Consider the following 20,699-nt stretch of genomic DNA (forward strand, 5'->3'; position numbering starts at 1 on the left):
GGCTTCGTCCTCCTCGGCCGGCGTCAGCGGGTCGGCGCGGCGCATCTCGGCCTCGGCCTCGGCGTCCAGGCCCTGGCGCAGCAGGTCGGTGGCGTGCTTCCAGTTCAGGCGCTGCCGCGGGCCGGGGCCCGAGCCGGTCTGCGCCCAGTCGCGCAGGCCGATGCAGAGGGAGGTGAACAGCAGCAGGCCGGGATCGCCGTTCGATTCCTGGCTCATGGGCACTCCAAGCGGTTCTGGTCGGGAAAGAACTGGCCCGGAGCCGCATGAAGGCAACCGGGCCGCGGGCTGGCGCATGTCCCAGCCGCGGCCCGGACTAGACCGGTCCGGCGCGGGCGTCAACGACCGATGGCCGCAACGCTGCCGCCCGTCCTCCCGTCAGGCCTGGGCGGGGGCCGGGGAGGTGACCATCCAGGACACGCCGAAGCGGTCGGCGACCATGCCGAAGCGCGAGGCGAAGAAGGTCGGCCCCATCGGCATCTGCACCTGGCCGCCCTCCGACAGGGCGGCGAAGGCCTTCTCCGCCGCGGCGTCGTTCGGCGCCTCATAGGCCAGGGAGATGCCCTTGAACTCCGGCTTGCCCTGGCACATGCCGTCGGACGCCATCACCGCCGCGCCGCCGATGGTGAAGCAGGCATGCATCACCTTCTCGGCCATGTCGGCGGTCATCGGGCTGCAGCCCTCCTGGGGCGGCGCCTCCGGCTGCGGCGGCGCGTCCTTGAAGCGGAACAGCTGCTCGACCTTGGCGCCGAGGGTGCGGGTGTAGAATTCGAGCGCCTCGTCGCAGCGCCCGTCGAAGAACAGATACGGCTTGATCGCCTGGGTAGCGGACTGCATGACGGCGTTCCTCTGCTGTGGTCCCGGACCGGCGCGGCGGATGCCGGCGCCGATCCAAGGACGATGCGCGGCGCCGCGATCCGACAGCGTCGCGGAATTATTTTCGAGCCGGTCCCGCCGATCCTACGCCGATCCGTCGGCGGTGCCGAGTCCGTCGAATTCCCTCATCATTACAGTCGCTTGGCACTCTCGGGTGGAGAGTGCCAAAATTTTTCAGGAAGGTTCTTGAAGCCGATTTTCGGCCTTCCTATGTCGGCATCCGTCGGGCCGGGGCCGGCTGCATTCTCAGCGGCGCCGCCCGAGATTCTATGACGCTTTTGGCAAGACAGGAGTCCGCAATGACGTTCCGTCCGCTGCACGATCGCGTGGCCGTCCGGCGCCTCGACCAGGAGGAGAAGACCCGGGGCGGCATCATCATCCCCGACACCGCCAAGGAGAAGCCGCAGCAGGGCGAGGTGATCGCCGTCGGCCCCGGCGCGCGGGATGAGCGCGGCAACCTCGTGCCGCTCGATGTGAAAGTCGGCGACCGCGTGCTGTTCGGCAAGTGGTCGGGCACCGAGGTCAAGATCGACGGGGATGAGATCCTGATCATGAAGGAAAGCGACATCATGGGCGTGCTGGACGGCGCCGCCCTGCGCCAGGCTGCCTGAGGCGCCCGCGTGGTCGTGTTTGTCGAGGAGGAATGAGCATGGCTGCCAAGGATGTGAAGTTCGCCGCCGATGCGCGGGAGCGGATGCTGCGCGGGGTCGAGATCCTGGCTGACGCGGTCAAGGTCACGCTCGGGCCCAAGGGCCGCAACGTCGTGATCGACAAGTCGTTCGGCGCGCCGCGCATCACCAAGGACGGCGTGACCGTCGCCAAGGAGATCGAGCTTTCCGACAAGTTCGAGAACATGGGCGCGCAGATGGTGCGCGAGGTCGCGTCGAAGACCAACGACCTGGCCGGCGACGGCACCACCACCGCGACCATCCTGGCCTCGGCGATCGTCAAGGAAGGCGCCAAGGCCGTCGCCGCCGGGCTGAACCCGATGGACCTGAAGCGCGGCATCGACAAGGCGGTCGAGGCCGTCGTCGCCGATCTGCGGACCAAGGCGCGCAAGATCACCCGCAACGACGAGATCGCCCAGGTCGGCACCATCTCCGCCAATGGCGACGCCGAGATCGGCCGGTTCCTGGCCGAGGCGATGCAGAAGGTCGGCAATGAGGGCGTGATCACGGTCGAGGAGGCCAAGAGCCTCGACACCGAGCTCGAAGTCGTCGAGGGCATGCAGTTCGACCGCGGCTACGTCTCGCCCTATTTCGTCACCAACCCGGAAAAGATGCGGGTCGAGCTCGAGGACGCCTATGTCCTGATCCACGAGAAGAAGCTGTCCTCGCTGCAGGCGCTGGTGCCGGTGCTGGAGGCGGTGGTGCAGAGCGGCCGGCCGCTGCTCGTCATCTCCGAGGATGTCGAGGGCGAGGCCCTGGCCACGCTCGTGGTCAACCGGCTGCGCGGCGGTCTGAAGGTCGCGGCGGTCAAGGCTCCGGGCTTCGGCGACCGGCGCAAGGCGATGCTCGAGGACATCGCGGTCCTCACCGCCGGCCAGGTGATCTCCGAGGATCTCGGCATCAAGCTGGAGAACGTCACGCTCGACATGCTGGGCCGCGCCAAGCGGGTGGTGATCGAGAAGGAGAACACCACCATCATCGACGGCGCCGGGGCCAAGGACCAGATCGAGGGCCGCTGCAACCAGATCCGGGCGCAGATCGAGGAGACCACCTCGGACTACGACCGCGAGAAGCTGCAGGAGCGCCTGGCCAAGCTGGCGGGCGGCGTCGCGGTGATCCGCGTCGGCGGCGCCACCGAGGTCGAGGTGAAGGAGCGCAAGGACCGCGTCGACGACGCGATGCACGCCACCAAGGCGGCGGTGGAGGAGGGCATCCTGCCCGGTGGCGGCGTCGCCCTGCTGCGCGCGGCCAAGGCGCTGGACACCCTGACCTGGGACAATGACGACCAGCGCACCGGCATCGACATCGTCCGCCGCGCGCTGCAGGCGCCGGCGCGGCAGATCGCGCTCAACGCCGGCGAGGACGGGTCGCTGATCGTCGGCAAGGTGCTGGAGTCGGGCGAGCACGCCTTCGGCTTCGACGCTCAGGCCGGCGAGTACGGCGACATGTACGCCAAGGGCATCATCGATCCGGCCAAGGTGGTGCGCACCGCGCTGCAGGACGCGGCGTCGGTCGCGGGCCTGCTGATCACCACCGAGGCGATGGTGGCCGAGCTGCCGAAGAAGCCGGAGACCCCGGCGCCCGGCGCGGGCATGGATTACTGAGAAGACCGGTCGGCGGGAGGGCGCAAGCCTTCCCGCCCTCGTCAGCCCTCATCATTGGATATCGCTTCGGAGGTATCGCGATGGTGTTCGATGCCGTTCCCGGCCGGGTCCGGGCGGCCGTCGGCTGTGGGCTGGTCGCGCTGACGCTGGTCCTGTCCGGCGCGACCGCCCCCGCCGCGGGCACGCTGCCGCCCTTCGCCGGCCCGCAGTTCAACTCGGTCGCCCCGGTCCTGCAGCAGGCGACGCCGGCGGTTGTGAACATCGCCGTCCGCGGCCATGTGCGAGAGCGGAACCCGCTGTTCCAGGACCCATTCTTCCGCCGCTTCTTCGACATGCCGGAGGTGGTGGAGCGCGAGGTCCAGTCCGCCGGGTCGGGGGTGATCGTCGACGCCCGGCAGGGCTATATCCTGACCAACAACCATGTGGTGGACGACGCCGACGCGATCGAGGTCACCACCAAGGACAACCGGCGCTTCCAGGCCCGCCTGGTCGGGCGCGACCCGGCGACCGACATCGCCGTGCTGCGGATCCCGGGCAGCCCTTCGCTGACGGAGATGCCGCTCGGCGACAGCGACCGGCTGCAGGTCGGCGACTTCGTCCTCGCCATCGGCAATCCGTTCGGCCTGGGCCAGACAGTGACCTCGGGCATCGTCAGCGCCCTGGGCCGCAGCGGCATCGGCCGGCAGGGCGGCTATCAGGACTTCATCCAGACCGATGCCTCGATCAACCCCGGCAATTCCGGCGGCGCGCTGGTCGACCTGAACGGCCGGCTGATCGGTATCAACACGGCGATCCTGTCCTCCACCGGCAGCAGCGTCGGCATCGGCTTCGCCGTGCCGATCAACATGGCGCGCGCGGTGATGGACCAGATCATCCGCAACGGCTCGGTCCAGCGCGGCCGGATCGGCGTCTCGATCCGGGATCTGACGCCCGAATTGTCGCAGTCGCTGCACCTCGACCGCACCGGCGGCGCGGTGGTTGTCGCGGTCGACCAGCGGTCGCCGGCGGCACGCGCCGGGATCAGGGCCAATGACCTGGTCGTCGCGGTCGACGGCGCCTCGGTGCGAAATTCGTCCGAACTTCGGAACAAGATAGGCCTCTTACCGGTTGGCAGTCGCGTGGAACTCACGATCGAGCGGGACGGCGGGACCCAGACCCTCGCGGTCGAGGTGGCGCCCAGCGGACGCTCGTGATCGGCATGTCCCGGTTCGGGGCCTGAAAATGGGAAGGATCAGAATGACCGGTTCCGCGTCTTCGATCAGCGCACGCGTTCTCGCCGCCTATCGCGCCAGCCGCAAGGCGGGGGCCGATGAATGGACCGCGTGCGACAAGGCCTTGGAGGTGTTCCGCCTGGCTCACCCGGAAGCCTCCTCGGACTTCGCCAACACCTTCGTCTCCGACGTGCTGCGCGAGGCCTATCCGCCCGAGCGCATCGCCCGCCCGACGCGGGTCGCAAGGACCGCGATCCCCCGGCGCCCGACGCCTGCGGCGGGACAGCTGGCCGCGGCCGCCCGGGGCGGGATGGGAGGCGAAGCGCGGCTGTAGCCGCCACGCTTCCCCATCGCCTCCCGGCACGGCCAAGGCGGGCCGCATCGCGCAGCCCGCCATTTCATCGCCCATTCATGTTCAGGCCCGACGATGAAGATCGCCCAGATCGCCCCCCTCTACGAAGCCGTGCCGCCCAAGCTCTATGGGGGCACCGAACGAATCGTCGCCCATCTCTCCGACGCGCTGGTCGATCTCGGCCATGACGTCACCCTGTTCTCCAGCGCCGACGCGCAGACCAGGGCCCGGCTGGCGCCGGTGCGCGACCAGGCCTTCCGGCTGGACCCCAGCCCGCTGAAATCCGACTACGCCGCGCATCTGTCGATGCTGCACGAGGTCCGGCGGCGGGCCGACGAGTTCGACATCATCCATTTCCATGTCGATCTGCTTCACTTCCCGCTGTTCGAGGAGATGGCGCCCCGCACCATCACCACCCTGCACGGCCGGCTGGACCTGAAGGACCTGCCGGAGGTGTACCGGCGCTGGCCGGACTATCCGCTGGTCTCGATCTCGGATTCGCAGCGGGCGCCGCTGCCGGACGCCAATTGGGTGGCGACCGTGCATCACGGCCTGGCGGAGGACCTGTTCCTGCCGCCGCCCGCGCCGCGCGGCGACTACCTGGCCTTCCTCGGCCGGATCTCGCCGGAGAAGCGGCCGGACCGGGCGATCGAGATCGCGCGCCGGGCCGGCCGCCGGCTGCGCATCGCGGCGAAGGTCGATGTCGCCGACCAGATCTATTTCAAGGAGGCGATCGAGCCGCTGCTGGCCGACCCGCTGGTCGAATTCATCGGCGAGATCGGCGACGCCGACAAGGCGGCGTTCCTGGGCAACGCCGCCGGCCTGCTGTTTCCGATCGACTGGCCCGAGCCCTTCGGCCTGGTGATGATCGAGGCCATGGCCTGCGGCACGCCTGTGATCGCCTGGAACTGCGGCTCGGTGCCGGAGGTGATCGATTACGGGGTGTCCGGCTTCATCGTCCGGTCGATGGACGAGGCGGTGGAGGCGGTCGGGCGTCTGCCGGAGCTGGACCGTGGCGACATCCGCCGCAGCTTCGAGCGGCGCTTCTCCAGCCGGGTGATGGCCGAGCGCTATCTCGAGCTGTATGGCCGCCTGGCGGGCGACGGCGGTGTGACCCCGACGCTGATGGCGGCGGAATGAGCCGGCCCGAGCTGGTGCCGGAAGATCCCGTTCCGGATCCGGCACCGCCGCCTGACCTCTCGGCCCGGCGCGTGCCGCTGCGCATGTATTCGCTGAAGCACGGCGATACCTTCCTGGTGGCCGATGCGCTCGGCAACATCGCCGGCGAGGATGACGGGCTGTTCCACAACGACACCCGCATCCTGTCCCGCTCCGTCATTCTGCTCGGCGGCCGGCTGCCGTCGCTGCTTGGGGCGGGGCTGAGCCAGGACAACGCCGTCTTCACCAGCCACGCCACCAACCGCACGCCGTCGCCGCTGGGCGACGAGGGGATGCCGGACGGCGCGATCCACCTGCAGCGCGCGATGCTGCTGTGGGACGATCGGCTGTACCAGCAGATCCGGGTCGAGAATTTCGGCCAGGGCGAGGTCCAGGTCCCGCTCGCGATCCAGTTCGCCGCCGATTTCCGCGACATGTTCGAGGTGCGCGGCGCCACAAGGCTGCGTCGCGGCCGGCTGTCCGGACCCGAGATCGGCACCGATGCGGTGGCGTTGGGCTACACCGGACTCGACAAGGTCGGCCGCCGGGCGGTGATCCGCTTCTCGGAGACGCCGGAACGCCTCGATGGCGGCACGGCCGAGTTCCTGTTCCGGCTGCCGGGCCACGGTGCGGTCGACCTGTATGTCGAGGTCGGGGCGGAGGCGGCGGAGGAGGCGCCGGGCCGGGACCGCTTCCGCGCCGCCTGCGCCCGCGCGCGCCAGCGGATGCGGACGCTGTCGCGCCATGGCACGGTGCTGCGCAGCTCCGGCCGGCTGTTCAACGATTGGATCGACAAGTCGCGCGCCGACCTGTCGGTGCTGGTCACCGAGCTGCCGACCGGGCCGTACCCCTATGCCGGCATCCCCTGGTTCTCCACCACCTTCGGCCGCGACGCGATCATCACCGCGCTGCAGACGCTGTGGCTGAGCCCGGCGCCGGCCCAGGGGGTGCTGCGCTTCCTGGCGTCCCGCCAGGCGCGGGAGGAGTCCACCTTCAAGGATGCCCAGCCCGGCAAGATCATGCATGAGGCGCGGCGGGGCGAGATGGTGGCGCTGGGCGAACTGCCCTTCGCCGAGTATTACGGCGGCGTCGACACCACGCCGCTCTTCATCATGCTGGCCGGCGCCTATGCCAGCCGCACCGGCGACATGGCGCTGATCGACGAGCTTTGGCCGGCGCTGCTGCGCGCCATCGGCTGGGTCGAGAGACGGGCCGACGCCAACAGCGGCGGCTTCCTCGACTACGCCCGCAACTCGGAGAAGGGGCTGGCGAACCAGGGCTGGAAGGACAGCCACGATTCCGTCTTCCACGCCGATGGCCGCTTCCCGGACGGGCCGATCGCGCTGGTCGAGGTGCAGGGCTATGCCTTTGCCGCCCTGCGCACCATGGGCGACTTCGCAGCGCAGCGCGGGCTGGACGACGAGGCGACGCGCTGGCGGGTGCGGGCCGAGGCGTTGCGCGCCGCGGTCGAGGAGCGGTTCTGGATGGAGGACCAGGGCTTCTACGCCCTGGCGCTGGACGGCCATGGCGAGCCTTGCCGCGTCCGCGCCTCCAATGCCGGGCACCTGCTGTATTGCGGCCTGCCGGCGCCGGACCGTGCGGCCAGCGTCGGCCGCCAGCTGCTGGACACGCCGTTCAACTCGGGCTGGGGCATCCGCACCCTGGCGCGGGGCGAGGCCAACTTCAACCCGATGTCCTATCACAACGGCTCGGTCTGGCCGCATGACGGGGCGCTCTGCGCCGCCGGCCTGGCCCGCTACGGCGAGCGCGACGGCGTGGTCCGGCTGCTCAGCGGCCTGTTCGAGACCGCGGTGCATTTCGACATGCGGCTTCCGGAGCTGTTCTGCGGCTTCCCGCGGGTGCGCGGCGAGGGGCCGATCGCCTATCCGGTCGCGTGCCTGCCGCAGGCCTGGGCCTCGGGCGCGGTGTTCATGATGCTGCAGGCCTGCCTCGGGCTCCGGGTCGACGGGCGCCGCAACCGCATCACCGTCGACCGCCCGCGCCTGCCGATCGGCATCGAAAGCCTGTCGGTCGAGGCGCTGCCGGTCGGCCCGCACCGGGTGACGCTGGGCTTCCAGCGCATCGGCGACCGGGTGGTGGTGTCGCCGCAGGGCTTCCGGCCGCCGGAGATCGACATCATCATCCGGATGTGAGGCCGGCCGCGCCGGGCGACCCTCACGTGATTCGGCAGACTGAGCCTTCCCGTGCAGGCAGCTGAAGTTTCGCGCGCGGTGGCCGCGGCCATGTCGATCGCCTCGGCGCTTGGCCTGACGGCCGACGACGCGGTCGTTCTGCAGAATTCGAACAAGCTTGCCCTGCGCCTGCTGCCTTGTGACGTCCTCGCCCGGGTGGCGCCTCTGGCGGAGCAGGTGGCGCAGTTCGAGATCGAGCTTGCCCAACGGCTCGCCGAGACCGGGAGCCCGGTGGCTGCGCTCGATCCTCGCGTGGCGCCGCGCGCCCATGAGCGGGACGGTTTCGTGGTGACGCTGTGGACCTACCACGCGCCTGTTGCGGCTCACGGGGTCGCGCCGGCCGACTACGCCAAGGCACTCGAGCAACTGCATGCCGGCATGCGCAAGCTCGATGTCGCCGCGCCGCACTTCATGGATCGGGTCGCGGAGGCTCAGCAACTGGTGGCGGACCGCGACCGGACTCCGGCGCTCGCCGACGCGGACCGTGAGCTTCTCGGCAGCACGCTGAGCAGCCTGAGACGAACGATCGCCAATCGCGGCGCCGCGGAGCAGTTGCTGCATGGCGAGCCGCACCCGGGCAACGTGCTCGGCACGACGGACGGGCCGCTGTTCATCGACCTCGAGACGTGTTGCCGCGGGCCGGTCGAATTCGACCTTGCCCATGTGCCCGAAGAGGTCGCCGGGCACTATCCGGACGCCGATCAGGAATTGCTCGGCGAGTGCCGGGCCCTGGTTCTCGCGATGGTCGCGGCATGGCGGTGGGATGCAGGCGACCAATACCCGGACGGGCGACAGGTCGGCCTTGAGCTCCTCAGGACCATACGCCAGGGGCCGCCATGGCCGGCGCTCGACATCGTGATGCGGCGGCTGGCCGGTCCGTAGGGGATCCGGGTTCCCGCCTGACGCGGCTGCCGCTCGCCGGTAGAGTGCGGCGCGCATCGGAGGAGGGGCTTCGGCATGGACAATGGCTGGGATGATTCGGCGGGCGCCTGGATCGCCGATATGGGCGACCATGGCGACTTCACGCGGCGCTTCGTGCTCGACCCGGTGATGGCCGGCCGGGTCGCGGGGCGCGGCTTCGCCACGGCGCTGGATGTCGGCTGCGGCGAAGGCCGGTTCTGCCGCGTGCTGCGCGGCCACGGCATCCGGCCGATCGGCCTCGACCCGACCGCGGCGCTGCTGCAACGGGCGCGCGAGCTGGACCCTGAGGGCGACTATCGCGAGGGCCGGGCCGAGCAACTGCCCTTCGACTCCGGCGCCTTCGACCTGGTGGTCAGCTACCTGACGCTGATCGACATCCCTGATCTCGACGCCGCGGCGGCGGAGATGGCGCGGGTGCTGCGCCCGGGCGGCACGCTGCTGATCGCCAACCTGTCCAGCTTCAGCACCGCCGCCGGCGAGCAGGCGCATTGGGTCCGCGACGAATCCGGCCGGCCGCTGCACTTCCCGGTCGACCGCTATCTGGAGGAGCGGATGTACTGGACCAGCTGGCGCGGCATCCGCATCCACAACTGGCACCGGCCGCTCAGCCGCTACATGACGGCGCTGCTGGAGCAGGGGCTGGTTCTCAGCTTCTTCGCCGAGCCCGAAGCCACGGCCGACGCCGACCCGGCCGCGGCCGAGCGGTACCGGCGGGCGCCGTATTGCTACGTCATGGAGTGGCGGAAGCCGGGGTGACGGCCGCAAACGCAACGAGGCCCGCCAGGGCGGGCCTCGTCGTCTTTTTCTCGCTTCCTATCGCCCCTCCGGGCCTCTTAGCTGCAGCCGGTCGTCCCGCCGCAGGTGTCGCATTTCAGGCAGGTGCCGTTCCGCACCAGGGTCATGTTCTGGCATTCGGGGCAGGGGTCGCCCTCATAGCCCTTGGCCCGCGCCTCGCGGATCTTGGCCAGGCGGACATCCGCCGTGCCGTTCAGGGCTGCGCTGCGCAACGCCACCGGCTCGGGCGCTGGCGCCAGGGCCGTCGCGCCCTCGGTGTGCATCGCCGTCGCCACGCCGCTGACCAGCTCCTGCATCTCCGCCACCCGGGCCACCGCGACGTCGCGGACGTTGCCGCCCTCGAACACCCGGAAGTTGCCGCGGACGAAGCCGGTCGAGGCGACCTTGCGGATCGGCGTCGCCGCCTCGGCCACGGCCGGGGCCTTGCCGTCGTCCTTGGCCACGCCCTTGCCGACCGTGTCCGGCGTCAGATCGTCCGGCGTCGCATGCGCCAGGTCGTTGCGGCCGAGATAGGAGACGGCGAGCTCGCGGAAGATGTAGTCGATGATCGAGGTCGCCATCTTGATGGCGTCGTTGCCCTGCACCGGGCCCGAGGGCTCGAACCGGGTGAAGGTGAAGGCCTCGACGAACTCGTCCAGCGGCACGCCGTATTGCAGGCCGATCGAGACCGCGATGGCGAAGTTGTTCATCAGGCTGCGGAAGGCGGCGCCTTCCTTGTGCATGTCGATGAAGATCTCGCCCAGCCGCCCGTCATCGTATTCGCCGGTGCGCAGATAGACCTTGTGGCCGCCGACGATCGCCTTCTGGGTGTAGCCCTTGCGGCGGTGCGGCAGCTTCCCGCGGATGCCGGTCTTGTCGACGATCCGCTCGATCACCCGCTCGACGATCCGCTCCGCCACCATCGGCGCGCGGGCCCCGGCCGGCGCGTCGATGATGCGCTCGACCACGCTCTCCTCCTCATCCTCGGCGTCGTCGTCGAGGAGCGAAGCGTTGAGCGGCTGGCTCAGCTTCGAGCCGTCGCGGTAGAGGGCGTTGGCCTTGAGGCAGAGCTGCCAGGACAGCAGATAGGCGTCCTTGCAGTCCTCGACCGTCGCCGCGTTCGGCATGTTGATGGTCTTGGAGATCGCGCCCGAGATGAAGGGCTGCGCCGCCGCCATCATCCGGATGTGGCTCTCGACCGACAGGAAGCGCTTGCCGATGCGGCCGCAGGGATTGGCGCAGTCGAACACCGGCAGGTGCTCGTCCTTCAGCTCCGGCGCGCCCTCGAGCGTCATGGCGCCGCAGCAGAAGGTGTTCGCGGCCTCGATCTCGGCCTTGGAGAAGCCGAGGAAGGCCAGCAGGTCGAAGGTCACGTCGTCCAGCGCCGCTGCCGGCACCTTCAGCGTCCCGGTCAGGAACTCGTCGCCGAGGGTGTAGCGGTTGAACACGAACTTGATGTCGAAGGCCGACTTCAGGCCCAGCTCGACCGCGTCGATCGCCGCCTGGGTGAAGCCCTTGGCCTTCAGCGCCGCCCAGCCGATCGTCGGCGAATGCTCCAGCGTGCCGTGGCCGACGGCGTAGCGGATGATGGCGTCGATCTGCTCGTCGCTATAGCCGAGGACGCGCAGCGCCTCCGGCACCACCCGGTTGATGATCTTGAAGTAGCCGCCGCCGGCCAGCTTCTTGAACTTCACCAGGGCGAAGTCAGGCTCGATGCCGGTGGTGTCGCAATCCATCACCAGGCCGATCGTGCCGGTCGGCGCGATCACGGTCGCCTGGGCGTTGCGGTAGCCGAAACTCTCGCCGAGGCCGAGGGCGCGGTCCCAGGCGCGGCGGGCGGCGGCGACCAGCTCCTGGTCCGGGCAGGCATCGGCCTCCAGCGGCACCGGATTGATCGACAGGCCCTCGTAGCCGTCGCTCTCGCCATAGGCGGCGCGGCGATGGTTGCGGATGACGCGCAGCATGGCGGCCGAGTTCTTGGCGTAGCCGGGGAAGGGACCCACGGCCTTGGCCATCTCGGCCGAGGTGGCGTAGGCGACGCCGGTCATCAGCGCGGTGATGGCGCCGCACAGCTCGCGGCCCTCGACGCTGTCATAGGACAGGCCCGACGCCATCAGCAGGCCGCCGATATTGGCGTAGCCCAGGCCGAGGGTGCGGAACTCGTAGGACAGGCGGGCGATCTCGCGGCTCGGGAACTGCGCCATCATCACCGCGATCTCGAGGGTGATGGTCCACAGCCGGCAGGCATGCTCGAAGGCCGGCACGTCGAAGGAGCCGTCGGCGCGGCGGAAGGTCATCAGGTTCAGGGACGCCAGGTTGCAGGCCGTGTCGTCCAGGAACATGTATTCCGAGCACGGGTTCGAGGCGTTGATCCGCCCCGACTCCGGGCAGGTGTGCCACTCATTGATGGTGGTGTCGAACTGCAGCCCCGGATCGGCCGAGGCCCAGGCGGCGTGGCCGATCTTCTCCCACAGGTCGCGGGCCTTCAGCGTCTTGGCGACCTTGCCGTCGATGCGGCGGATCAGCCGCCACTCGCCGTCCTGCTGCACCGCCTCGAGGAAGGTGTTGGTTAGGCGGACCGAGTTGTTCGAGTTCTGGCCCGAGACGGTGAGGTAGGCGTCCGAATCCCAGTCGGTGTCGTAGACCCGGAACTCGATGCCGGTGTAGCCCTGGCGCGCGAAGTGGATGACGCGCTGGACGTAGTTCTCCGGCAGCATCGCCTTGCGGGCGCCGAGGATGGCGCGCTTCAGCGCCTTGTTCTGCTTCGGGTCGAAGCGATCGCCGGTCTCGGCGTCGGAGACGGAATGGCACGCCTCCATCACCTCGTTCAGGTGCTTGCGGGCGAGCTTGGAGCCGGCGACCAGGGCCGCGACCTTCTGCTCCTCGACCACCTTCCAGTCGATATAGGTCTCGATGTCCGGGTGGTCGATGTCGACCGTCACCATCTTGGCGGCGCGGCGGGTGGTGCCGCCCGACTTGATCGCCCCGGCGGCGCGGTCGCCGATCTTCAGGAAGCTCATCAAACCGGAGGAGCGGCCGCCGCCCGACAGGCGCTCGCCCTCGCCGCGCAGCTTGGAGAAGTTCGAGCCGGTGCCGGAGCCGTATTTGAACAGGCGGGCCTCGCGGACCCACAGGTCCATGATGCCGCCCTCGTTCACCAGGTCGTCGGCGACCGACTGGATGAAGCAGGCATGCGGCTGCGGGCGCTCATAGGCGCTGTCGGACAGGCGCGGCTCGCCGGTCTTCTCGTCGACATACCAGTGGCCCTGGGCCGGGCCGTCGATGCCGTAGGCCCAATGCAGGCCGGTGTTGAACCATTGCGGGCTGTTCGGCGCGGCCATCTGCTGCGCCAGCATGAAGCGCATCTCGTCGAAATAGGCGCGGGCGTCGGCAGCCGAATCGAACAGCCCGCCCTTCCAGCCCCAATAGGCCCAGGTCCCGGCCAGCCGGTCGAACACCTGGCTCGCCGTGCGCTCGCCGCCCATGCGCTCGGCTTCCGGCAGCTCGGCCAGGGCCTTCTCGTCGGGGACGCTGCGCCACAGGAACTCGGGCACGCCCTTCTCGCGGACGCGCTTCAGCCGGGCCGGGACGCCGGCCTTGCGGAAATACTTCTGGGCCAGGATGTCGGACGCGACCTGGCTCCACTCCGCCGGCACCTCGATGTCGGTCTGGCGGAACACGACCGAGCCGTCCGGATTGCGGATCTCGCTGGTCGCCGACCGGAACTCGATCCCTTCATAGGCGTCGTGCCCCTCGGCCGTGAAACGCCGTTCGATCCGCATGGCCCCCGATCCTCCTTCGTCCGTCGCGCTGCCGCGACCCCCGTCTGATGCCCAATCGGGGACCGCAATCCCCGCGCCGAACTCCACCGGCGACTCGCGTCAGCAAGCCGCCATAGATCAGTCAAGGAACCGTCATCCTAAGTCAAAAACAAGTATTGTAATTCAGAAATTTGCTCTCTCTGTGGATAACCCAGTGGATAGCTCAGTGAATACCCAGTGAAGAACCAGTGGTTATTTTCCGTGAGCCGCAGAAGCCTGCGGCTTTCCGGACCCGGCCCGGTCCCGCCCGCGAGAGAATCGCCACAGTTTCGATTTTAGTGGCTGGCCCTATCCGTGGGTGGTTGTCCGTAACGAGGCCCCAGATATTGTGTCAGTTTCGTGGCCCGCGCAAGCGTGGAATCGCAGAGTCCGGATCGTTCCGCATGCGGATTCGGCATGGGAATCACGGAGTTGCAGGCTGCAGCTGAGAAATCGGCGGAGAATGGCGGGTTATGAGCCCGCCGACGGACCGTCCGCCCAGGCTTCGGGAAAGCCGATGAGCAGGTCGGGCAGGCCTTCCTCGTTGTCGGAGCCGTCGCCCTCGCTAAGGATCCGGCCGCCATGGGCGCCGTAGAAGGCGCGGGCGCGGAGGTTGTGGGCGAAGCAGTAGAGGCGCAGGCCGGGGCTGTCGCGCCGGGCCCAGGCCAAGAGCGCGGTGCCGATGCCGAGGCGGTGGTGGTCGGGGTGGATGTAGAGCTGGTCCAGCCAGCCATTGTGGAGCGCGGCATAGCCCACGGGCACGCCGTCGCGGCAGGCGATCATCACCTGCGACAGCCGGATCGTGCGCAGCAGGAAGCGGCGGACCGAGGTGCGGCTGTGCAGGTTCGGGATCGCCGCCGACTCGCGGGCCCGGCGATGGATCGCCGCGAGGGTCCCGGCATCGGCATCCGTGGCCGGCCGCAGCGTCAGCCCGGCCGGTCCGCTCTCGCTTGGGCTGGAATCGTCCAACGGGCCCCGCCACGTCTGACCGAAGGTGGCGCGACCATGCGGGCAGGGCCCCGAGGCGTCAAGGCAGGAGCGCCAAGGCCGAGCGGCCTCCGTCCGGGACCGGCCGCGAGCCGAGATCCTGGCAGAAGCGCAGCAGATAGCCGTCCGGGTCCTGCACCACGAGCTGGCGCTGGCCGAGGAGCAGCGAGTCGCGGCGGTACCAGCGCTCCTCCAGCGGCAGCAGCAGCGGCGCACCCGCCGCCAGCACCGCATCATGGAGCGGGCCGAGATCCGCGGCCGCGATCTGCAGGTTGATGCCGCGGCCATAAGGCGGTTCCAGCGGCCCGGCCAGCCAGGTGCGCGCGGGATCGGCCGGCTGCTCCAGCATCAGGGCCGCGCCCTCGCGCACCAGATAGGCGAAGCGCTCCTCCGGCCGCTCATACAGCACGGCGAAGCCGAGGATCGCGGTGTAGAAGCACAGGCTGCGGCCGATCTCCGAGACATAGAGCTCCGGCACGAGCGGTGGGGACGGCATGGCGACGACCGATGGTGTTCGGGGCCACAGCCTAACCGAAACGAGGATGATGTTTTCCCGGGAATAAACCCGGCCGGCCCGTGATCTCCACCACCGGACGATCCCGTCCGCACAGGAGATTCCGTCATGATGGGTGGCGACAAGGGAGATCGGCCGGACGGCATGGACCGCCGCGGCGCCCTGAAGTGCATGGTCTGGGCCGGCACCGGCGTGCTGTGGGGGCTGAGCGGCGGCGTGCCGCGGTCGCTGGGCCTGGTCGGCGAGGCGATGGCGGCGGAGCCGTCCGGCTTCACCTTCCTGCAGCTCAGCGACAGCCATGTCGGCTTCGACAAGCCGGCGAATCCGAACGCGCTGGGCACCCTGCAGGAGGCGGTGACGCGCATCGGCACCCTGCAGAAGAAGCCCGAATTCCTGATCCACACGGGTGACATCAGCCACCTGTCGAAGCCGAAGGAGTTCGACGACGCCGACCAGGTGATCGGCGGCGCCGGCCTGCAGGTGCACTACGTCCCCGGCGAGCACGACCTGCTCGATGACGAGCAGGGCAAGGCCTATCTCGACCGCTACGGCCGCGGCAGCAAGGGCGCCGGCTGGTACAGCTTCGACTCCAACGGCGTGCACTTCATCGGGCTGGTCAACGTCGTCAACCTCAAGGCCGGCGGCCTCGGCAATCTCGGGGACGAGCAGCTCGAATGGCTTGAGGATGATCTGCGCGGCAAGTCCGCCAGCACACCGATCGTGGTCTTCGCCCATATCCCGCTCTGGCTCGTTTACCAGGAATGGGGCTGGGGGACGGAGGACGGCGCCAAGGCCCTGTCCTATCTCAAGCGCTTCGGCTCGGTCACCGTCCTGAACGGCCACATCCACCAGATCATCCAGAAGGTCGAGGGCAACGTCGTCTTCCACACCGCCAGGTCGACCGCCTTCCCCCAGCCGGCGCCGGGCACCGCGCCCTCGGCCGGCCCGATGAAGGTGCCGGACGACCAGCTGCGCAAGGTGCTCGGGACCACCAGCATCGAAGTCAGGCATGGCAGCAAGCAGCTCGCGCTGACCGATACGCCGCTCGCGTCCTGAGAGACCGTCTGGAAACGCTACTGGCGTGGCCCTCTGACGGCGGCTTCTCCGCTTCCGGTGCTCACGGGCCAACGCCCGCTGCGCTCCGGTTCTCGAAACCACCGCCAGCCGGCTCACGCCAGCGCATTTCCAAACGGTCTCTGAGCCGACCTTCCCGACATCCGGAGATCGAGAATGAGCTTCCTGTTTCCCCGGCGCACAGTCGCCGGGGTTGCCTTCGCCCTGCTGCTCGGCCTGGGCGGTGCCCGGGCCGCGGAGCCGGTCACCATCAAGATCGACAACTTCACCTTCAGCCCGGCCGAGATCACCGTCCCGGCCGGAACCACCGTCACCTGGACCAATGGCGACGACATCCCGCACACGGTCGTGGCGACGGATAAGAGCTTCCGGTCCAAGGCCCTGGACACCGGTGACAGCTTCACCACCACCCTGACGAAGCCCGGCACCATCCAGTACTTCTGCAGCCTGCATCCGCATATGACCGGCCGGATCACCGTGACGCCGTGACCCGCCTTTGTCTCGTCAGGGCGCTCGACGTCAAGGTCGGGCGGGAGGATGCTGAAATCCAGGACGGGCCGCGCGATGCGGCCCGCCTCCTGGGGGGAAGACCCATGCGCGGGACGGATGCGGCGAAGCGGTTCCAGGACACCGTCCTGCCCTGCCTGGATGACGCCTACACGCTGGCCCGCTATCTCACCCGCAGCCCGAGCGATGCCGACGACCTGGTGCAGGAGGCCTTCGCCCGGGCCCTGCGCTATTTCGACGGCTTCTCCGGCGGCGATCCGCGGCCCTGGCTGCTGGCGATCCTGCGCAACTGCTTCTACGCTTGGCTGCGGGCGCGGCGGGCGCAGCAGGGTGAGCCGATGCCGGACCCGGAGGAGGTGTCGGAGATCACCACCGACCCCTGGGGCCACGCGCCGGAGGATCCCGAGGCGATGCTGATCCGGATCGACGAGGCCACGGGCGTGCGCACGCTGGTCGAAGCGCTGCCGGAGCCGTTTCGCGAGGTGCTGGTGCTGCGGGAGATGAGCGACCTGTCCTATCAGCAGATCGCCGAGGTGACGGAGGTGCCGATCGGAACGGTGATGTCGCGGCTGGCCCGGGCCCGGCTGCTGATCAAGCGCGCCTGGCTTGAGCGCCAGGCGGAGGAGGCGCGATGAGCTGCCCCGATAAATCGGTCCTGCTGCACGGCATGCTCGATGGCGAACTCGATGTCGTCGGCGCCCTGGCCTTCGAGGCGCATCTGAAGGAATGCCCGGCCTGCGCCGCGGAGTACCGCCAGCAGCAGGCGATCCGCGCGGCGCTGCGCCGGCCGGAGATGCGCGACCGCGCCCCCGACGCGCTGCGCCAGCGGATCATTGAGTCGCTGCAGCCGGCGGCCGAGCCGGTGCCGTCGCCACTGCCCGCGACCATGCCGTGGTGGCGGCGCCTGCTGGGCGACTGGCGGCTGGGCGGGGCCGGGGCGGCGGCGCTGGCCATGGCGCTGATGCTGCTGCTGGTCCTGCCGCGCGGCGGTAACGACGACCTGGCCCGACAGCTGGTCGACAGCCATGTGCGGTCGCTGCTGGCCGAGCATCTGGTCGACGTGGTCTCGTCCGACCGGCACACGGTCAAGCCCTGGTTCGTCGGCAAGATCGACGCGGCCCCGCCGGTGGTCGAACTCGCGGCACAGGGCTTCCCGCTGGCGGGCGGGCGGCTCGACTATCTCGACCGCCGGGTGGTGGCCGCGCTGGTCTACCGGCATGGCCGCGGGCATGTGGTCAACCTGTTCGTCTGGCCGAATCCCGGCGCCGCGGACAGCGCCCCGACGGCGGAGACGGAGGAGGGGTACCGCCTGCTGCACTGGGTGTGGTCGGGGCTGGAGTTCTGGGCGGTGGGGGACATCGACCTGTCGGAGCTGCAGGCCTTCCAGGCCGCCTATCAGCAGGGCGCGGCGGCGCAGGGGGCGCCGCAGCCGGTGCAGCCCTGACCTACAGCTCCAGCTTCATGCCCTCGTGGCTGGCGACGAAGCCGAGCCGGGCATAGAAGCGGTGGGCGTCGGGCCGGCGCTTGTCGGTGGTCAGCTGCACCAGGGCGCAGCCCCGCGCCCGGGCCCGGGCAATGGCCCATTCCATCATCGCCCGGCCGGCGCCCCGGCCGCGCAGCGCCGAATCGATGCGCACGGATTCGATCTGCGCCCGCCAGGCGCCGCGGCGCGACAGGCCGGGAATGAAGCTGAGCTGGAAGCAGCCGACGATCTGCCCGTTCAGCTCGGCCACCACCATCTCGTGGTTCGGGTCGGCAGCGATCGCGGCGAAGGCGGCCTGGTAGGGCGCCTCGACCGCCGCCTCGCGGTTCTTGCCCAGCGGGTCGTCCGCCAGCAGCCGCAGGATCGCGGGCAGGTCGCCGGCCCGGGCCGGCCGCATCGTCACATCCATCATCCGCTCCGGAATTCCGTCATTCATCATATCGGCTTATCGTGAAGCGTGCCTTTTGCGAGTGCCCCGGCCGAGCATTGATGTCACATGAACGATAGTCCAGGGCGGAGCCCAGCGCCCCCGGGGCCGCCCGTCCTTCCCGGCAGCGTCGATCTGCTGCGCCGGATCATCGACCAGGCGGCGGTCAGCATGGCGATCGCGGGGGCGGACGGGCGTTGCCTCTATGTCAACGCCGCCTTCTGCGCCATGTTCGGCTACAGCGCCGAGGAGTGCATCGACCGCACCGTCGACGATATCGTCCATCCCGACGACTGCGCGGCGGTGCAGGCCGGCCTCGAGGCGCTGCGGCGCGGCGATGTCGAGACCCCTCGGGCCGAGCGGCGCTACGTCCGCAAGTCCGGCGAGGTGTTCTGGGGCATGGTCACCGCCTCCGCCCTGCGCGACACAGCCGGTGCCCCGCCGGGCCATTACCTGCTGCAGATCGTCGATATCGGACCGCAGAAGCAGGCGGAGGCGGCGCTCGGCGCGTCCGAGGAACGCTGGGACCATGCCCTGCGCGGGTCCCGACAGGTGGTCTGGGACTTCCACGTCCCGACCGGCATGGTCTGGGTGTCGCCGCAATGGAAGGTGCTGCTGGGCCTGCCGGAGGAGGAGCGGGTCCACCACATCAGTCGGTGGCTGGAGAAGATGCACCCGGACGACCGCGACCGGGTGGCCGAGGCGACCGAACGGGTGCGGACCCGGCAGGATGCGGAGTTCGACTCGGTCTACCGCCTCCGCCATCACGAGAGCGGGGCGTGGATCTGGCTCTTGAGTCGCGGCCGGGCGGTCGAGATCGCGGCCGACGGCAGCGTCCAGCGGATGATCGGCACCATCGTCGACATCACCCGCGAGAAGGAGATCGAGGCGCAGCTGGCTGGGGTGACCGAGCGGCTGCAGGTGGCGATCGAGGCCGGCGGGGTCGGCATCTACGAGCTGGACTTCGCCACCGGCCGCTACCGCTGGGACGACCGGATGCACGATCTCTATGGCCTGCGCCCGGGCGGCTTCGACGGCACGCTGGACGGATGGCTGCGGCTGATCCACCCCGACGACGTCGCGCATGCGATGCGGCAATACGACGTGGCGCTGCGGGAAACGTCGGTCTACCAGGCCGACTACCGCATCCTGCATCGCGCCTCCGGCGGGATCCGGCATGTCCGCTCGCTGGCCCGGGTGATCCGGGGCGCCGACGGCACGCCGCTGCGTGCGGTCGGCACCAACTGGGACATCACCGACCACAAGCAGGCGGAGGCCCGGCAATCCGCCCTGAACGAGCGGCTGGAGGTCGCGCTCGACGCCGGCGGGGTCGGCATCTTCGAGGTGGATTTCCTGACCGGCGAGCGCCTCTGGGACGACCGGACCTACGAGCTGCACGGGACGACGCGGGACGGCTTCGACCGCACGCCCGACGGCTTCCGCCGGCTGCTGCCGCCGGAGGATGTGGTGCGGGTCACCGATATCCACGAGGCCGCGGAACGCGATCACGTCCCGCAGTACCGGGTCGACTACCGGGTCCTGCACCAGGCCTCGGGCACGACCCGCCACATCCGCGCATCGATCCGGCTGACCTACGCACCCGACGGCACCCTGCTGCGCGGCCTGGGCGCCTGCTGGGACATCACCGAGGATGTCGAGCGCAGCAAGAGGCTGCGCGACACCTTGACGCTGCTCCAGGCGGTGATGAACGGGACGCCCGACCTGATCTACGTCAAGGACCTCGATGGCCGCTACCTGCTGGTCAACCCGGCGGTGGAGACGGTCATGGCCCGGGCCGGGATCGACATCATCGGCCGGTCGGACGCCGAGATCTTCCCGCCGGAGACCGCCCGGGCGCTGATCGAGAACGACCGCCGCGTGTTCGAGACCGGCACGGCCTTCACCACCGAGGAGACCGCCGTGGTCGCCGGGGCCGCCCGGACCTACTCCTCCGCCAAGGTGCCGCTGCGGGACGAGCTCGGCGCCATCATCGGCCTGATCGGCACCTCGCGCGACCTCACCGAAGTGAAGGCGGCCGAGGCCGCCCTGCGCCGCAGCGAGGCGCGGTGGCAATTCGCGCTCGACGGGGCCGGCGACGGCATTTGGGACTGGGACATCGACACCGGCCGGGTCTTCTACTCGCGACAGTGGAAG

At 69.7% G+C, this 20,699-nt stretch carries 19 protein-coding genes; 13 read left to right on the forward strand and 6 right to left on the reverse strand.

Annotated elements, in window-relative coordinates; all coding sequences use genetic code 11:
- On the reverse strand, positions 1–216 hold a 216-nt coding region (locus ABDW35_RS10845), incomplete at its 3' end, for a hypothetical protein (RefSeq protein WP_343713880.1).
- 159 nt (positions 217–375) lie between these two features.
- Positions 376–834 carry a VOC family protein gene (locus ABDW35_RS10850; RefSeq protein WP_343713881.1) on the reverse strand — a complete coding sequence of 153 codons (459 nt, stop codon included), beginning with the start codon at positions 832–834 and terminating at the stop codon, positions 376–378.
- A 338-nt stretch (positions 835–1,172) separates the two neighbouring features.
- On the opposite strand from ABDW35_RS10850, the gene groES reads away from it, so the two are divergent.
- The 8 genes from groES to ABDW35_RS10890 all read left to right on the forward strand — a co-directional run bounded on the left by groES (position 1,173) and on the right by ABDW35_RS10890 (position 9,735).
- On the forward strand, positions 1,173–1,484 hold the full coding sequence (gene groES / locus ABDW35_RS10855) for a co-chaperone GroES (RefSeq protein WP_343713882.1): 312 nt from the start codon (positions 1,173–1,175) through the stop codon (positions 1,482–1,484).
- A 38-nt stretch (positions 1,485–1,522) separates the two neighbouring features.
- Positions 1,523–3,145 (forward strand): chaperonin GroEL, encoded by a 1,623-nt coding sequence (groL, locus tag ABDW35_RS10860; protein WP_343713883.1) that lies wholly within the window; start codon positions 1,523–1,525, stop codon positions 3,143–3,145.
- Positions 3,146–3,225: 80 nt separating this feature from the next.
- Positions 3,226–4,338 (forward strand): Do family serine endopeptidase, encoded by a 1,113-nt coding sequence (locus tag ABDW35_RS10865; RefSeq protein ID WP_343713884.1) that lies wholly within the window; start codon positions 3,226–3,228, stop codon positions 4,336–4,338.
- Between the two features lie 43 nt (positions 4,339–4,381).
- Positions 4,382–4,690 carry a hypothetical protein gene (locus ABDW35_RS10870; protein ID WP_343713885.1) on the forward strand — a complete coding sequence of 103 codons (309 nt, stop codon included), beginning with the start codon at positions 4,382–4,384 and terminating at the stop codon, positions 4,688–4,690.
- 93 nt (positions 4,691–4,783) lie between these two features.
- Positions 4,784–5,848 (forward strand): glycosyltransferase family 4 protein, encoded by a 1,065-nt coding sequence (locus tag ABDW35_RS10875; RefSeq protein WP_343713886.1) that lies wholly within the window; start codon positions 4,784–4,786, stop codon positions 5,846–5,848.
- Positions 5,845–8,019, forward strand: coding sequence for an amylo-alpha-1,6-glucosidase (locus ABDW35_RS10880; RefSeq protein ID WP_343713887.1), 2,175 nt, complete (start codon positions 5,845–5,847; stop codon positions 8,017–8,019). The genes ABDW35_RS10875 and ABDW35_RS10880 overlap by 4 nt, the downstream gene beginning before the upstream one ends.
- A 90-nt stretch (positions 8,020–8,109) precedes the next feature.
- Positions 8,110–8,940 (forward strand): phosphotransferase, encoded by an 831-nt coding sequence (locus ABDW35_RS10885; protein ID WP_343713888.1) that lies wholly within the window; start codon positions 8,110–8,112, stop codon positions 8,938–8,940.
- Positions 8,941–9,015: 75 nt separating this feature from the next.
- Positions 9,016–9,735 carry a class I SAM-dependent methyltransferase gene (locus ABDW35_RS10890; RefSeq protein ID WP_343713889.1) on the forward strand — a complete coding sequence of 240 codons (720 nt, stop codon included), beginning with the start codon at positions 9,016–9,018 and terminating at the stop codon, positions 9,733–9,735.
- A gap of 77 nt (positions 9,736–9,812) precedes the next feature.
- Here the strand turns inward: ABDW35_RS10890 and ABDW35_RS10895 are convergent, their stop codons facing one another.
- The 3 genes from ABDW35_RS10895 to ABDW35_RS10905 all read right to left on the reverse strand — a co-directional run bounded on the left by ABDW35_RS10895 (position 9,813) and on the right by ABDW35_RS10905 (position 15,036).
- Positions 9,813–13,535 (reverse strand): vitamin B12-dependent ribonucleotide reductase, encoded by a 3,723-nt coding sequence (locus ABDW35_RS10895; protein WP_343713890.1) that lies wholly within the window; start codon positions 13,533–13,535, stop codon positions 9,813–9,815.
- A 489-nt stretch (positions 13,536–14,024) separates the two neighbouring features.
- Positions 14,025–14,522, reverse strand: coding sequence for a GNAT family N-acetyltransferase (locus tag ABDW35_RS10900; RefSeq protein WP_343713891.1), 498 nt, complete (start codon positions 14,520–14,522; stop codon positions 14,025–14,027).
- 58 nt (positions 14,523–14,580) lie between these two features.
- Positions 14,581–15,036, reverse strand: coding sequence for a VOC family protein (locus ABDW35_RS10905; protein ID WP_343713892.1), 456 nt, complete (start codon positions 15,034–15,036; stop codon positions 14,581–14,583).
- A 126-nt stretch (positions 15,037–15,162) separates the two neighbouring features.
- Between ABDW35_RS10905 and ABDW35_RS10910 the strand changes: the two genes are divergently transcribed.
- From ABDW35_RS10910 to ABDW35_RS10925, 4 genes are all read left to right on the forward strand, one after another.
- Positions 15,163–16,110 carry a metallophosphoesterase gene (locus ABDW35_RS10910; protein ID WP_343713893.1) on the forward strand — a complete coding sequence of 316 codons (948 nt, stop codon included), beginning with the start codon at positions 15,163–15,165 and terminating at the stop codon, positions 16,108–16,110.
- A 174-nt stretch (positions 16,111–16,284) separates the two neighbouring features.
- Positions 16,285–16,617, forward strand: coding sequence for a cupredoxin family copper-binding protein (locus tag ABDW35_RS10915; RefSeq protein WP_343713894.1), 333 nt, complete (start codon positions 16,285–16,287; stop codon positions 16,615–16,617).
- A gap of 104 nt (positions 16,618–16,721) precedes the next feature.
- A complete protein-coding gene (locus ABDW35_RS10920) occupies positions 16,722–17,270 on the forward strand; it encodes a sigma-70 family RNA polymerase sigma factor (RefSeq protein ID WP_343713895.1) in 549 nt (182 codons plus the stop codon).
- Positions 17,267–18,079: an anti-sigma factor gene (locus ABDW35_RS10925; protein WP_343713896.1), complete on the forward strand. Its 813-nt coding sequence runs from the start codon at positions 17,267–17,269 to the stop codon at positions 18,077–18,079. Before ABDW35_RS10920 ends, ABDW35_RS10925 begins: the two co-directional genes overlap by 4 nt.
- A gap of 1 nt (position 18,080) precedes the next feature.
- On the opposite strand, the gene ABDW35_RS10930 is transcribed toward ABDW35_RS10925, so the two are convergent.
- Entirely contained in the window at positions 18,081–18,557 is a 477-nt protein-coding gene (locus ABDW35_RS10930) for a GNAT family N-acetyltransferase (RefSeq protein ID WP_343713897.1), read from the reverse strand.
- A 57-nt stretch (positions 18,558–18,614) separates the two neighbouring features.
- On the opposite strand from ABDW35_RS10930, the gene ABDW35_RS10935 reads away from it, so the two are divergent.
- Positions 18,615–20,699, forward strand: a 2,085-nt coding sequence (locus ABDW35_RS10935) for a PAS domain-containing protein (protein WP_343713898.1), incomplete at its 3' end; no start/stop codon positions are given.

The sequence above is a fragment of the Inquilinus sp. genome, assembly GCF_039594555.1.
GTDB lineage: Bacteria > Pseudomonadota > Alphaproteobacteria > DSM-16000 > Inquilinaceae > Inquilinus.